The following is a 12,401-nucleotide window of genomic DNA, read 5'->3' as shown; positions in this document are numbered from 1 at the left end:
AAACCCCGCCGGGCCAGGGGCGAATCTTTGCCCGTCCCGGGGTGGCCGCCGACCTCGCCATGGGCGTCGCCAGGTGCACACTGGACAGCGGGACGAGTGCCTGACTGCGGGGTGATGCAGATGCAGAGCCGCTTCCAGAGCGACCGACGGCTGACCGTGCGCATGGTGGTCACGCTGTTCCTGCTCGGGCTGCTGTACGTGGCCTTCGTGGCCGCGTTGATCGCGTTGTTGAAGTCCTGGGTGCTGGTCGTGGTGCTCGCGGCGGCGCTGCTCGTCGCGCAGTACTGGTTCTCCGACCGTGTCGCGCTGTACGCCATGCACGGCCGGATCGTGGAACGCGAGGAGTATCCGGACCTGCACGGGGTCATCGACCGGCTGTGCGCCCAGGCGGACATGCCGAAGCCGGTGGTCGCCGTGTCGGACATCGACATGCCGAACGCGTTCGCGACCGGCCGCAACGCCGACCACGCGGTGATCTGCGTGACCACCGGCCTGCTGCGCCGGCTGGAGCCCGCGGAGCTGGAGGGCGTGCTGGCGCACGAGCTGTCGCACGTGGCGCACAAGGACGTCGCCGTGATCACGGTCGCGTCGTTCCTCGGCGTCCTGGCCGGTCTGATGGTGCGGTTCGCCTTCTACTCGGAGCTGTTCCGCGGCCGCAGGGACCAGAACACCCTCGCCGTCTTCGCCGCCATCATGGGCGTCTCCGCGGCCGTGTACGCGATCAGCTTCCTGCTGATCCGGGCGCTGTCCCGGTATCGCGAGCTGGCCGCGGACCGGGCCGCGGCCCATCTGACCGGGCGGCCCTCGGCACTGGCGTCCGCGCTGACCAAGGTCTCGGGTGACATCGCTCGGATCCCGACGAAGGACCTGCGTACGGCACAGGCCTTCAACGCCTTCTACTTCACCCCGGCGCTGGGCGCCGAGCCCGGCCTGTCCCGCTTCTTCTCCACCCACCCCAGCCTGGAACAGCGGCTGGAGCAGCTGGGCCGGATCTCCACCGAGCTGGGTGAGGCGGCGATGCCGGGGAAGGCGGGCTGAGCATGGGGCTCCTGGACATCCTGCTCGGCCGTACGAAACCCGTCGCACCCGATCTCGACCAGTTGTTCGCGCTGCCCTCGGCGGCGCTGACGCTGGAGGCCGCGGCCGGGTTCACGCCGACCGGGGGCGGCGCGGTGTGCTTCGCGTCGGTCGAGGGCGCGGCCTTCGAGCAGACACAGCGCGAGGTGCGGGCCCTGCTGGACGCGGACGCCGAACGCCGGCCACCGGGCTCGCGGGAGCGGGGCATGGAATCCGTGGGCGCACCGCCGGTGGAGCTGCGGCAGGACGACTACGGCTACTCCTGGCTGGTCTCGCAGCGCCCCCCGGACCAGCTGCCGGACCTGGTCAACGATCTGCACGCGGTGAACAGCTCGATGGAGGTCAACGGCTTCGGCCCGCAGCTGCTGTGTTCTCTGGTCGGGTTCGAGCACGCCGAGGCCGCCGAGCACACCGGGACTGTCGAGACGGTCAGGGGCAGCGACGCGGGGGGCCGCGGCCGGCGGCTGGCCCTCGTCTACCTCTACAAGCGGGGCACCTTCTACCCCTTCGCGCCGCTGCCCGGCGCCGCCCAGCGCCGTGACAACGCGCTGGAACTCCAGGTGAAGGCGGCCCTCGGGAACGATCTGCGGATCGAGCCGGACCTGAGCCGCTGGTTCCCGGTGTGGGGCGCCCCCGGGCTGTGACCCGGTGCCCCGGCACTGCCCGGGACGCATGGGCGGGCGGTTCTGTCGTGTGCCCGCGCGGTCGCCGGTGCCGGTTGTCGGTGCCATGGGCGAGGATGCTCCGGTACGCGGTGGACGCGGGGCGTACCCGACGGGTGGAGGCCGGCATGGGCGGGAACGGACGGCAGCGGCACATCGGCGCGGCGGAGCGGCGGGCCCGGCTGGCCCGCCGTCACCGCCTGGCGGGCCCGGCGCGGGCGGACCGCCCCGAGGAGATCGCCGCCTCGCTGGTGGCGTTGCACGGCACCGACCCGGCGACGGTGTATCTGGCGGTGGGCGCGCGGCTGACCGACCCGGCGCGTACGGTGCCGGAGACCGAGCGTGCGCTGTACGAGGACCGGACGCTGGTGCGGATGCACGGCATGCGGCACACGGTGTTCGTGTTCCCGGCGGATCTGACGGCCGTGGTGCACGCGTCGACGGGTCTCGCCGTGGCCGCCCGCGCACGGGCCTCCCTGCTGAAGGACATGGCGAAGGCAGGCGCCCCCGACGCGGCCTGGCTGGCGGAGGTCGAGGCCTCGGCGCTGGCCGCGCTGGCCCGGCGCGGGCAGGCGACGGCGGCGCAGCTGGCGGCCGACGAGCCGCGGCTGCGCGAGCAGTTCGTGTACGCGGCCGGCAAGAGCTACGAGGGCGTCCACACGGTCTCGACGCGCCTGCTGAGGGTGCTGGGTGTGGAGGGCAAGGTGGTCCGCGGGCGTCCGCTGGGTTCCTGGACGTCGAGCCAGTTCCGCTGGGCTGTGGCGCCCGAGCACCCTGAGCTGGACGGGGCCGCGGCCCAGGCCGACCTGCTGCGGCACTGGCTGGCGGCCTGCGGTCCGGCGACGGAGGCGGACCTCAAATGGTGGACGGGGTGGCGGGTGACGGAGGTGCGCCGGGCGCTGTCCGCGATCGGTGCGGAGCCGGTGACCCTCGACGAGGGGACGGGGTACGTGGTGAAGGACGACGTGGCGCCGGTGGCGGACCCGGAGGAGCCCTGGGCGGCGCTGCTGCCCGGCCTCGATCCGACGGCGATGGCCTGGCAGTACCGGGACTGGTATCTCGCCCCGGAGCTGCGGCCCGCGCTCTTCGACGGCAGCGGGAACGTGGGGCCGACGGTGTGGTGGAACGGCCGGGTGGTGGGCGGCTGGGCGCAGCGCCCGGACGGGGAGATCGTCTGGCGGATCCTGGCCGACGGGGCGGGCGCGGGTGCGGGGCGCGTGGCCGGGGCGGCGATCGCACGGGAGGCGGAGCGGCTGCGGGGCTGGCTGGGTGCGACCCGGGTGACACCGCGCTTTCGCACGCCGCTGGAGCGAGAGTTGTCGGCCTGACGGGCGCGGCGGGCACTCCGGGCGACCCCGTTTCCGGGGTGCCCGGAGTGCCCGGGGTGCGGCGCGGGGCGTCAGCGGTTGTAGCGCATGAACGCCCGCACCATGTGGCACGTCGTGTCCGACGGCGGGTGGACGCCGATCCGCTCGGCCGTGCTGCGGATCGTCTCGTTGCGGGCCTGGTTGGGGACGTAGACGCCGGAGTCGAGCAGGGCTATGGCGAGCCGCATCGCCTTGAGGCGGCGGTTGTGCGTGACGTACCACTCGCGCGGGCGTCCGGGCGGCAGCGGACGCTTCATCACGGGGGCGTAGGGCAGGTCGAGTTGGACGGGGCGCTTCACGGTGGACTGGGTCGGCAACGGCTTCGGCTTCAGTGCGGCAGCGGGCACGGGCATCCTCCTGTCGCGTTCTCGAACACTGACTCCAGTCTACTGCCCGGCACTGACAATCGAGGGGCCCGGAGATCCCGCCAAACTGCCAGGTGAACAGTGGATTTGATGGTGTGTCATGGATGTGCGGCAAGGGGCCGCAGAGGCGGCGGGGAATTCGAACAAAGGGCGTGCGGGACCCCGGTCACGACCCCATACCCTGTGGCGCAGGTCACTTCGGCGACTTCTCCGACCGCTGAGTAACGTCGTTCGGTATCTCGTACCTAGCGGCGTACGCTCCCCTAGCTGTTCAGGAGGCGCGCATGTCGCGCAGGAGAACGCTCAGCACCAAGAAGAAGATCACGCTGCTCGTGGGCGCCGCCGCGGTGGCCGGTGGCGGGGCCTTCGCCATGGCCGCCACGTCGAACGCCGCGCAGAGCCCGCGGACCCTGTCCGCCGCGGACTCGACGGTCTGCCAGGGGCTGGCCACCGCGCTCGGCAACAACGAGCGGTTCATCGCGGGCCAACGGGCCGCTCCGGACGCCCAGTCGGCGGCGCGGATCGCCAACCGCGAGGCGGTCATCGAGCAGATCAAGGTCCAGCAGAAGGCGTCCGGTTGCGTCGTCGGGGAGTCGGCTCAGGGCTCCCAGTCGACACCGCCGGCCGAGAACGGGCAGCAGGGCGGCGGGCAGGCCGCGCCTCCCGCGCCCACCGCAGACGCGGGAGGCGCGGCCTCCGGACAACAGGTGTGCAACGGCTCCACCGTCACGCTCTCCGGTGAGGGCGGCGCCCCTGCGGCGTCCAGCAACCAGTTCCCGGCCGGCACCACGCTGAAGGTCACCAACCTGGACAACAACAAGTCCACGACCGTGCAGGTGACGTCCGTGTCCGGCAGTTGTGTCCTGCTGAACGACGCGGCCTTCGAACAGGTCCGGGAGCCGGGCAAGTTCCTGATCCGTCGCGCGCTGATCGAGAAGGTGGGGTGAGCGTCAGACCCGTACCGGACCGCTGAGGTGTGTGTCCCGGGCCTGCCCCTCCCCTCCGGGAGCGGCAGGCCCGACACATACGCCCACCGCACCGCGGGCCCCGTTCCTCACGGAACCGGTGGGTAACACGGGGTTCACATGGGGGCAATGGTCGGGAAATCGCCTGTTGACAGGCTGCCGGGCAGTATCCCGCGGCGCCCAGTGCCGCAGCGCCACAGCACCCGCAAGTGCGCCCAGACCCACCTCGAAGGATGTGGCCCGTGAGCTTCAAGGCTGAGTACATCTGGATCGACGGCACCGAGCCGACGGCCAAGCTGCGTTCCAAGACGAAGATTCTTGGCGACGACGCGAAGGGCGCCGAGCTGCCGATCTGGGGCTTTGACGGGTCCTCCACCAATCAGGCCGAGGGCCACGCCTCGGACTGCGTACTCAAGCCGGTCTTCAGCTGCCCGGACCCGATCCGCGGCGGCGACGACATCCTCGTGCTGTGCGAGGTCCTGAACATCGACTTCACCCCGCACGCCTCCAACACGCGCGCCGCGCTGACCGAGGTCGCGGAGAAGTTCGCCGCGCAGGAGCCGATCTTCGGCATCGAGCAGGAGTACACCTTCTTCGACGGCGCCCGTCCGCTCGGCTTCCCCGAGGGCGGCTTCCCGGCCCCGCAGGGCGGCTACTACTGCGGTGTCGGCGCCGACGAGATCTTCGGCCGCGAGATCGTCGAGGCCCACCTGGAGAACTGCCTGAAGGCCGGCCTCGGCCTGTCCGGCATCAACGCCGAGGTCATGCCCGGCCAGTGGGAGTTCCAGGTCGGCCCGCTGTCCCCGCTGGAGGTCTCCGACCAGCTGTGGGTGGCCCGCTGGCTGCTCTACCGCACCGCCGAGGACTTCGGCATCTCCGCCACCCTTGACCCGAAGCCGGTCAAGGGCGACTGGAACGGTGCCGGCGCGCACACCAACTTCTCCACCAAGGCGATGCGTGAGGGCCCCGAGGGCTATGCCGCGATCGTCACCGCATGCGAGGCGCTCGGCGAGGGCTCCAAGCCGCTCGACCACGTCAAGCACTACGGCGCCGGCATCGACGACCGGCTGACCGGTCTGCACGAGACGGCCCCGTGGGACAAGTTCTCCTACGGCGTCTCCGACCGCGGTGCCTCGGTGCGCATCCCGTGGCAGGTCGAGAAGGACGGCAAGGGGTACATCGAGGACCGCCGTCCGAACGCCAACGTCGACCCGTACGTGGTGACCCGCCTCCTGGTCGACACCTGCTGCTCCGCACTGGAGAAGGCCGGCCGGGTCTGATCCCCGCCACCGCTTCGAAGGGGCGCCCGACGGCGCCCCTTTTGTGTCGTCGCCATGGCCCCGCGTGGGCACGGGGAGCCGCCCGGCTGTCCGGCATGTGGGACGGCGTACCGGACAGGACAGCCGAGTTCGGGCCCCTGACCTGGTGCGAACTCCCGGCAGGGGGTGGCGGGCAACGTCAACTTCCCGCCAAGGAAGCGTCCGAGCAGTGAGAGGAGGGTCCTGTTGCGGGCCGGTGTCTGCTTCAATGGGCGCATGGCCAGCATCCAGAAGTACACCGCGACGGGTCGCCATGACCTTGAGCCCTTCTGGCCCTCCCGTCAGCACCACGACTTCGACCGGGTGTGTTGCCGCGCGTGGAACGCGCGGGCCCTCTAAAGCCGCACACCCCGGCCTTCGGCCAGCGCGAAACGACGAACGTCCCGGCGTGCCCGACCACGAATCGCGGCCCGTCGACCCTCCCGACGAACTTCTCGCGCGAAAGAGCTGACCTCTCATGGCGACCACTCGTCCTCTCACCACCGCCGCCCCTCCCTCCCCGCCCCCGGCATCCGGCGCCCGGCACCGGCTGCGCGCCGTCGACCGGGACGAGGAATGGGCCCTCCCGCGCCCCAACCCGGTCGAGGGCCCGCAGCACGTCGCGGACCTGCTGCCGCCGGGCGCCACCTGGCTACCGGCTCCGCAGCACACCCTGCCCAGCCTGCCCGGACAGCCGCCGATGGTCGGCTATCTGGTGCTGGTCCCGGCCGACCGGCAGCCGCCGTTCCCGCCGGTCGCGGTGCCGGACCGGCCGGAGACCGGGCCGGTCGGGGACACCGACGGCGGCGATCCGCTGGTCCGCATCGACACCGTACGGCGCACCGCCCAGGTGGCCGGCCGCGATCTCGACCTCACCTACCTGGAGTTCGAGCTGCTGGCGCACCTCGTGGCGCACCCGCACCGGGTGCACACCCGTGACCAGCTGGTCACCACGGTCTGGGGGTACGGCCACGTGGGCGACGGACGCACCGTCGACGTCCACATCGCCCGGCTGCGCCGCAAGCTGGGCGCCGAGCACCGCCGGACGATCCAGACGGTGCGCCGCGTCGGCTACAAGTACACGCCGCCGACCGGGCGCTGACGGCGCCGTCCGCACCGGCGTCCCCCGTCTGCTCTCGGCAGATCCGGTTACACCGCGCGGTCGCACCGGGCACAGTCACCGCATGAGACTTCTGGTGCTGGGCGGAACGGAGTTCGTGGGGCGGGCCGTCGTCGAGTCGGCGCTCCGGCGCGGCTGGGAGGTGACGGTCTTCCACCGGGGGCGGCACGCGGCCCCGCCGGGTGTGCGGTCGCTGCACGGCGACCGCACCGCCGACGACGGGCTCGCCGCGCTCGCCGGCGGCGGCCCGTGGGACGCGGTCGTCGACACCTGGTCGGCGGCGCCCCGCGCCGTGCGGGAGGCGGCCCGGCTGCTGCGGGGCCGGACCGCCCGGTACGCGTACGTGTCCAGCCGCTCGGTGTACGCCTATCCGCCCGCGGGCCGCAGGGACGAGGACGCGCCGCTGGTCGAGGGCGCCGCGGCCGACGCCGGGCAGACCGAGTACGCGCGGGACAAGCGGGGCGGCGAGCTGGCCGCCGTCGAGGCGTTCGGCGCGGACGACTCCCTGCTGGTGCGGGCCGGGCTGATCCTCGGCCCGTACGAGAACGTCGGCCGGCTGCCCTGGTGGCTGACCCGGATCGCCCGGGGCGGCCCGGTTCTGGCGCCAGGACCGCGCGACCTGCCCTTGCAGTACATCGATGCGCGTGACCTGGCCGACTGGACGCTCGGGGCGGTGGAGCGTGGCCTCGGCGGCCCGTACAACCTGGTCAGCCCGCCCGGACACACCACCATGGGCGCGTTCCTGGCGGCCTGCGCCGAGGCCACCGGCGCGGACGCGCGACTGTGCTGGATCGATCCGCAGGTCGTCGTGGACGCCGGGATCGAGCCGTGGGTCGAGCTGCCGGTGTGGGTGCCGCCCGGCGGCGACCTGTACGAGGCCCTGCACCACGCGGACGTGTCACGGGCGCTGGCGACGGGCCTTGTGTGCCGTCCGGTCGGCGAGACCGTCGCCGACACCTGGGCGTGGCTGCGGGAACTCGGCGGCACGGCGCCGCAGCGCCCGGACCGGACCGGCAAGGGTCTCGACCCGGAGGTGGAGGCCGCGGTGCTCGCCGCCGCGGGGTGCGGCGGGGGGTGTAGCCGGCACCACCTGCCGACCGGGGGTTTCGCCCCGTGACCGCCGCCCCCGGTTCGGCGAGACTGACGGCATGGACATGTGGAGCAGGGATGCCAGGAACGCCGGCGGCCGGACGCGCGCCGTCGTGACCGCCGGAGCGCGCGGGCTCGCCCTCGCGGTCGTCGCGCTCGCCGGTTCGATCACCCTGTTCGTGCTGTCCGTCGTGTCGATCGCGCTCGTCCCGCTGGGCCTCGGGATCGTCACGACGCCCTGGGTGCTGACCGGCGTGCGGGCCTTCGCGAACTGGCGGCGGCTGGTGGCCGCGCAGTGGTGCGGGGTGCGGATCCCGCCCGCCTACCGGCCGCTCGCCGAGGGGGCCAACCCGTGGGCGCGCACCTTCGGCATGCTCGGTGACCCGGCGACCTGGCGGGACCTCGGCTGGCTCCTGGTGGACATGACGGCCGGGTTCGTCACCGCGCTGCTGCCCGCCGCCCTGCTGATCTACCCGGTGGAGGGTTTCGCGCTGGCGGCCGGGTTGTGGCGGGTCTTCACGGACGGCAGCCGGGTGGGCTGGTGGTACGGCTTCGTGCCGGTCTCGGGGCAGGGCAGCGCGCTGCTCGCCGGGCTGCTCGGCGCGGCGCTGCTGGCCGCCGGGTACGTCCTCGCCCCGCCGCTGCTGCGCTTCCACTTCCTGCTGACCCGTTCGGTGCTCGCCACGGGTCAGGGCGAACTCGCCGAACGGGTACGGGTGCTGACCGAGACCCGGCGGGACGCGGTGGACACCTCCGCGGCCGAACTGCGCCGCATCGAGCGGGACCTGCACGACGGCGCGCAGGCCCGGCTCGTCGCGATGGGCATGGACCTGGGGACCGTCGAGGCGCTGCTGGACAAGGACCCGGAGAAGGCGCGGGTACTGCTCGCGCAGGCCCGCCGCAGCTCCGCCGAGGCGCTCGGCGAACTGCGCGACCTGGTGCGCGGCATCCATCCGCCGGTGCTGGCCGAACGCGGACTCGGCGACGCCGTACGGGCGTTGGCGCTGCGGCTGCCCGTGGCCACCGAGGTGGCCGTGGAGCTGGCCGGGCGACCGGCCGCGCCGGTGGAGTCGGCCGCCTACTTCGCGATCAGCGAGGTGCTGACCAACGCGGTCAAGCACTCCGGCGCCGACCGGATCTGGGTCGACCTGCACCATGTGCCGCAGGAGGGCGGCCTGCTGCGGATCGCGGTCACCGACAACGGCCGGGGCGGCGCCGTGCTCACGGGCGGCTCCGGGCTGCCCGGGATCGAGCGGCGACTGGGTACATTCGACGGCATCCTGGCCGTCAGCAGCCCCGCGGGCGGTCCCACCATGGTGACCATGGAGATTCCGTGCGCGTTGTCCTAGCCGAAGACCTGTTCCTGCTGCGCGACGGGCTGGTCCGGCTGCTGGCGGCCCATGACTTCGAGATCGCCGCGGCCGTCGAGTCGGGCCCCGAGCTGGCCCGTGCGCTGGCCGAGCTGCGGCCGGACGTCGCGGTGGTCGACGTACGTCTGCCGCCGACGCACACCGACGAGGGGTTGCAGTGCGCGCTCGCGGCCCGCCGGGACCGGCCGGGGCTGCCGGTGCTGGTCCTGTCGCAGCACGTGGAGCAGTTGTACGCGCGTGAACTGCTCGCCGACGGCAACGGCGGGGTCGGGTATCTGCTGAAGGACCGGGTGTTCGACGCGGAGCAGTTCGTGGACGCCGTGCGGCGGGTCGCGGCGGGCGGCACGGCGATGGACCCGCAGGTGATCCAGCAGCTGCTGTCCCGGCGGGCCGCCGCCGACCGGCCGCTCGGCGGGCTGACCCCGCGGGAGCTTGAGGTCCTGGAACTGATGGCGCAGGGCCGGTCGAACGCGGCGATCGCCGGGCAACTCGTCGTCACGGAACGGGCGATCGCCAAGCACACCTCCAATATCTTCAGCAAACTCGGACTTGAGGTGTCGGACGACGACAATCGACGCGTCCTGGCGGTGCTCGCCTACCTCGACCGGGACCGCTGACGCCGTCCTCCTCCTCGGATTTGTTCGGCAACTCCCGCTGTTCAAAGGCCGGTTGAGCGCTGCTGAAACATCGAACCTGTGAGGAATTCGCGGGACGGCTGAACACTCCTGGGACCGGGTCCGTATGAAAGGGCGCCGCTTCACTCCTGTCGGGCGCCTCGATGCTGCCCCGCAAGGAAGTCAGAGGAGTTCCATGGGACGCAACACACGAAAACGCCGTACGCCGCTGGCCACCAAGGCCATAGCCGCATCGGCGGCCCTAGCGCTCGGTGGGGGCGGGCTGATCTGGGCGAACTTCTATGCCTCGGCGCACGAGTCGAACAACTCGGCGCAGAACCAGACGAAGGCCGCCGCCGCGCAGGTGGCGACGATCTCCTGCCCGGACGTCGGCCAGAAGCTGACGAACGTGCCGGACTCGGCACGCCCCGGGGTGGCGACGGAGCTGGCGAACCTCGACAAACAGATCACCGATGCCTACGCCCGGCTCGCCTCCACCCGCCAGGCCCAGCAGAACGACGCGAACTTCGTGCAGAACGCGATCGTCGGCCCCCTCAAGGAGAAGCGGGCCGCGACGATCGACCGGATCAGGATCGGCATCCAGCGGGTCGGCGGTTCCTTCGACACCTCGCTGGCCCAGCTGTCCGCCTGCACCACGCAGGGCGCCGACCAGACCAACGCCGGCGGCCAGAACGGCGGCAACGGCCAGCAGGGCGGCGGCCAGCAGCAGGGCGGCGGTCAGCAGCAGAACGGTGGCCAGCAGGGCGGCGGCCAGCAGCAAGGCGGCGGTGACCAGCAGAACGGTGGTGACCAGGGCGGCGGCCAGAACGGCGGCGGCCAGCAGCAGGGCGGCAACGGCGGGCAGGCGGGCAACGGCCCGGTCGCCGCCGACTTCGTCGACATCACCAAGGTGCAGCCGAACGTCAAGGCGAAGCCGCGCAAGAACCGCAACGCGTCGACCGGCACGTTCACCACCCGCTGCGGTGTGAACGCCAACAAGAACCACAACACCGACAACGTGATCGTGGCGCCCGGCGTGGCCAACGGCGCCCACCATCTGCACGACTACGTCGGCAACCAGAAGGTCAACGCGTTCTCCAGCAACGACACGTTCCTGCAGGGCGGCACCAGCTGCCAGAACAAGAACGACCTGTCGTCGTACTACTGGCCGGTGGTCCGCGTCCAGGACGGCACGCAGGACTTCGACCAGAACGCCGACGGCGGCGGCAAGGAGGGCAACGTCGGCCGCATCCTGGTCCCCCGGCAGGCGGAGATCAAGTACGTCGGCAGCCCGACCTCCAAGGTCGTCGCGATGCCCCAGTTCCTGCGCATCATCACCGGTGACGCCAAGACCACCACCAACGGTCTGGCCAACGCCAATGCGCACTGGAGCTGCACCGGCTTCGAGAACAAGGTGCAGCTGACCGAGCAGTACCCGATCTGCCCGCAGGGCAGCCAGATGGTCCGCACCTTCGCCTTCCAGAGCTGCTGGGACGGCCAGAACATCGACAGCGCGAACCACCGGACGCACGTGGCCTTCGCCGATGCGGCCGGCAACTGCCAGAACGGGTTCAAGGCGATCCCGCAGCTGACGATGCGCCTGGTGTACAGCGTTCCGCGGCCGAGCATCCAGAACGGCGTGGTGAAGAACGCCTACGCGGTGGACGGCTTCCCGGAACAGCTGCACAAACCGTCCACCGACCACGACGACTTCATCAGCGTCACGACCGGTGGCCTGGCCAACAAGATCGCGAACTGTGTCAACCGCGGGCAGCGGTGCCAGTGATCCGCTGAGGCGGATCCCGGTGGAAGGCCGGTGGCGGGTCCCTCCCGCCACCGGCCTTCGTCATGTCCCGACCGGTGGGTCAGCCGGTGTGGGCGCTGTGGTCCGTGCCGGCCTCCAGGTCGCCGCCGAGCGTGCCGCGCAACGCCCTGACCACGCCGTCCTCGCCGACGGCCACCCACTTGCGGCCCACCAGGTAGTAACCGCCGTAGTCCTTGGCGTCGTTGATCCACTCACGCTGGCCGCGGTCGGTGGCGAAGGTTGCGAGGACGAACTTGCCGTCCCGGTTCTTGCAGAGGGCCTGGCGGATCTCGTCGGCGTCGGTCTGGATGTCCGGCGCGCACTTCACCTCGGCGGCCAGGCTCTCCAGGCTGCCCGTGGCCGTGGGCGGCACCGCGCCCGCGTCGCCGCCGGATCCGCAGCCCGCCAGCGCCAGTACGGCCACGACACCCGTCACGGCGAGCATCGGTCGCGTCAACCTCATGTGTTCCTCCGGTCCCGGTCGGCGACAGCATGCCGCAGAAAGCCCCGACACGGGGCCCACCCATCCATACGAGCCCCACCCCCCTCCCACTCAAACCGACCTAGCAACAGCCCCCCAAAGGGGCGCGAGGAACTGCGCGCTCAACCACAACGACGCCGCAGCCAACAACCCACCAAGGCCCCCCCCAAGGGGGCGCGGGGAACTGCG

13 protein-coding genes are annotated in these 12,401 nt (G+C 72.0%); 11 read left to right on the top strand and 2 right to left on the bottom strand.

The genetic code is table 11. From position 1 onward, the window contains the following. Window positions 1-120 precede the first annotated feature (120 nt). From htpX to ACFYTE_RS26380, 3 genes are all read left to right on the top strand, one after another. The gene (gene htpX, locus ACFYTE_RS26390; RefSeq protein WP_388715144.1) at window positions 121-1,038 is read left to right on the top strand and encodes a zinc metalloprotease HtpX; all 918 of its coding nucleotides are present in this window, start codon (window positions 121-123) and stop codon (window positions 1,036-1,038) included. 2 nt (window positions 1,039-1,040) lie between these two features. Further along, window positions 1,041-1,721, top strand: a complete 681-nt coding sequence (locus ACFYTE_RS26385; RefSeq protein ID WP_388715141.1) for a hypothetical protein — start codon at window positions 1,041-1,043, stop codon at window positions 1,719-1,721. 146 nt (window positions 1,722-1,867) lie between these two features. Continuing rightward, window positions 1,868-3,067, top strand: a complete 1,200-nt coding sequence (locus ACFYTE_RS26380) for a winged helix DNA-binding domain-containing protein (RefSeq protein ID WP_388715137.1) — start codon at window positions 1,868-1,870, stop codon at window positions 3,065-3,067. A 71-nt stretch (window positions 3,068-3,138) separates the two neighbouring features. Here ACFYTE_RS26380 and ACFYTE_RS26375 read toward each other — a convergent pair whose 3' ends face one another. After that, window positions 3,139-3,453, bottom strand: coding sequence for a hypothetical protein (locus ACFYTE_RS26375; protein ID WP_388715134.1), 315 nt, complete (start codon window positions 3,451-3,453; stop codon window positions 3,139-3,141). A 302-nt stretch (window positions 3,454-3,755) separates the two neighbouring features. Between ACFYTE_RS26375 and ACFYTE_RS26370 the strand changes: the two genes are divergently transcribed. The 8 genes from ACFYTE_RS26370 to ACFYTE_RS26335 all read left to right on the top strand — a co-directional run bounded on the left by ACFYTE_RS26370 (window position 3,756) and on the right by ACFYTE_RS26335 (window position 11,713). After that, on the top strand, window positions 3,756-4,418 hold the full coding sequence (locus tag ACFYTE_RS26370) for a hypothetical protein (RefSeq protein ID WP_388715131.1): 663 nt from the start codon (window positions 3,756-3,758) through the stop codon (window positions 4,416-4,418). A gap of 260 nt (window positions 4,419-4,678) precedes the next feature. Then, complete coding sequence (gene glnII / locus ACFYTE_RS26365; protein ID WP_388715128.1) at window positions 4,679-5,716, top strand: glutamine synthetase; 1,038 nt, start codon at window positions 4,679-4,681, stop codon at window positions 5,714-5,716. Window positions 5,717-5,971: 255 nt separating this feature from the next. Continuing rightward, window positions 5,972-6,094 (top strand): hypothetical protein, encoded by a 123-nt coding sequence (locus tag ACFYTE_RS26360; protein ID WP_351728490.1) that lies wholly within the window; start codon window positions 5,972-5,974, stop codon window positions 6,092-6,094. A 118-nt stretch (window positions 6,095-6,212) separates the two neighbouring features. Beyond that, on the top strand, window positions 6,213-6,836 hold the full coding sequence (locus ACFYTE_RS26355) for a winged helix-turn-helix domain-containing protein (RefSeq protein WP_388715124.1): 624 nt from the start codon (window positions 6,213-6,215) through the stop codon (window positions 6,834-6,836). 82 nt (window positions 6,837-6,918) lie between these two features. Continuing rightward, window positions 6,919-7,971, top strand: a complete 1,053-nt coding sequence (locus ACFYTE_RS26350; protein WP_388715121.1) for an SDR family oxidoreductase — start codon at window positions 6,919-6,921, stop codon at window positions 7,969-7,971. Between the two features lie 37 nt (window positions 7,972-8,008). Next, window positions 8,009-9,292, top strand: coding sequence for a sensor histidine kinase (locus ACFYTE_RS26345; RefSeq protein WP_388715296.1), 1,284 nt, complete (start codon window positions 8,009-8,011; stop codon window positions 9,290-9,292). Then, window positions 9,277-9,930, top strand: a complete 654-nt coding sequence (locus ACFYTE_RS26340; RefSeq protein WP_388715118.1) for a LuxR C-terminal-related transcriptional regulator — start codon at window positions 9,277-9,279, stop codon at window positions 9,928-9,930. Before ACFYTE_RS26345 ends, ACFYTE_RS26340 begins: the two co-directional genes overlap by 16 nt. 193 nt (window positions 9,931-10,123) lie before the next feature. Continuing rightward, window positions 10,124-11,713, top strand: coding sequence for a DUF1996 domain-containing protein (locus ACFYTE_RS26335; RefSeq protein ID WP_388715115.1), 1,590 nt, complete (start codon window positions 10,124-10,126; stop codon window positions 11,711-11,713). Window positions 11,714-11,792: 79 nt separating this feature from the next. On the opposite strand, the gene ACFYTE_RS26330 is transcribed toward ACFYTE_RS26335, so the two are convergent. Then, on the bottom strand, window positions 11,793-12,194 hold the full coding sequence (locus ACFYTE_RS26330; RefSeq protein WP_388715112.1) for a hypothetical protein: 402 nt from the start codon (window positions 12,192-12,194) through the stop codon (window positions 11,793-11,795). Window positions 12,195-12,401: the final 207 nt, after the last annotated feature.

It is taken from the genome of Streptomyces sp. NPDC004629 (assembly GCF_042873595.1).
In the GTDB taxonomy this organism is placed as follows: Bacteria; Actinomycetota; Actinomycetes; order Streptomycetales; family Streptomycetaceae; genus Streptomyces.
This window is presented reverse-complemented; position numbering and strand designations above follow the sequence as displayed.

Bases quoted from the DNA above. Each gene is read 5' to 3' on its own strand.
- htpX (WP_388715144.1), top strand. From the start codon at position 121: ATGCAGAGCCGCTTCCAGAGCGACCGACGGCTGACCGTGCGCATGGTG.
- ACFYTE_RS26385 (WP_388715141.1), top strand. From the start codon at position 1,041: ATGGGGCTCCTGGACATCCTGCTCGGCCGTACGAAACCCGTCGCACCC.
- ACFYTE_RS26380 (WP_388715137.1), top strand. From the start codon at position 1,868: ATGGGCGGGAACGGACGGCAGCGGCACATCGGCGCGGCGGAGCGGCGG.
- ACFYTE_RS26370 (WP_388715131.1), top strand. From the start codon at position 3,756: ATGTCGCGCAGGAGAACGCTCAGCACCAAGAAGAAGATCACGCTGCTC.
- ACFYTE_RS26360 (WP_351728490.1), top strand. From the start codon at position 5,972: ATGGCCAGCATCCAGAAGTACACCGCGACGGGTCGCCATGACCTTGAG.
- ACFYTE_RS26355 (WP_388715124.1), top strand. From the start codon at position 6,213: ATGGCGACCACTCGTCCTCTCACCACCGCCGCCCCTCCCTCCCCGCCC.
- ACFYTE_RS26350 (WP_388715121.1), top strand. From the start codon at position 6,919: ATGAGACTTCTGGTGCTGGGCGGAACGGAGTTCGTGGGGCGGGCCGTC.
- ACFYTE_RS26345 (WP_388715296.1), top strand. From the start codon at position 8,009: ATGTGGAGCAGGGATGCCAGGAACGCCGGCGGCCGGACGCGCGCCGTC.
- ACFYTE_RS26335 (WP_388715115.1), top strand. From the start codon at position 10,124: ATGGGACGCAACACACGAAAACGCCGTACGCCGCTGGCCACCAAGGCC.
- ACFYTE_RS26330 (WP_388715112.1), bottom strand. From the start codon at position 12,194: ATGAGGTTGACGCGACCGATGCTCGCCGTGACGGGTGTCGTGGCCGTA.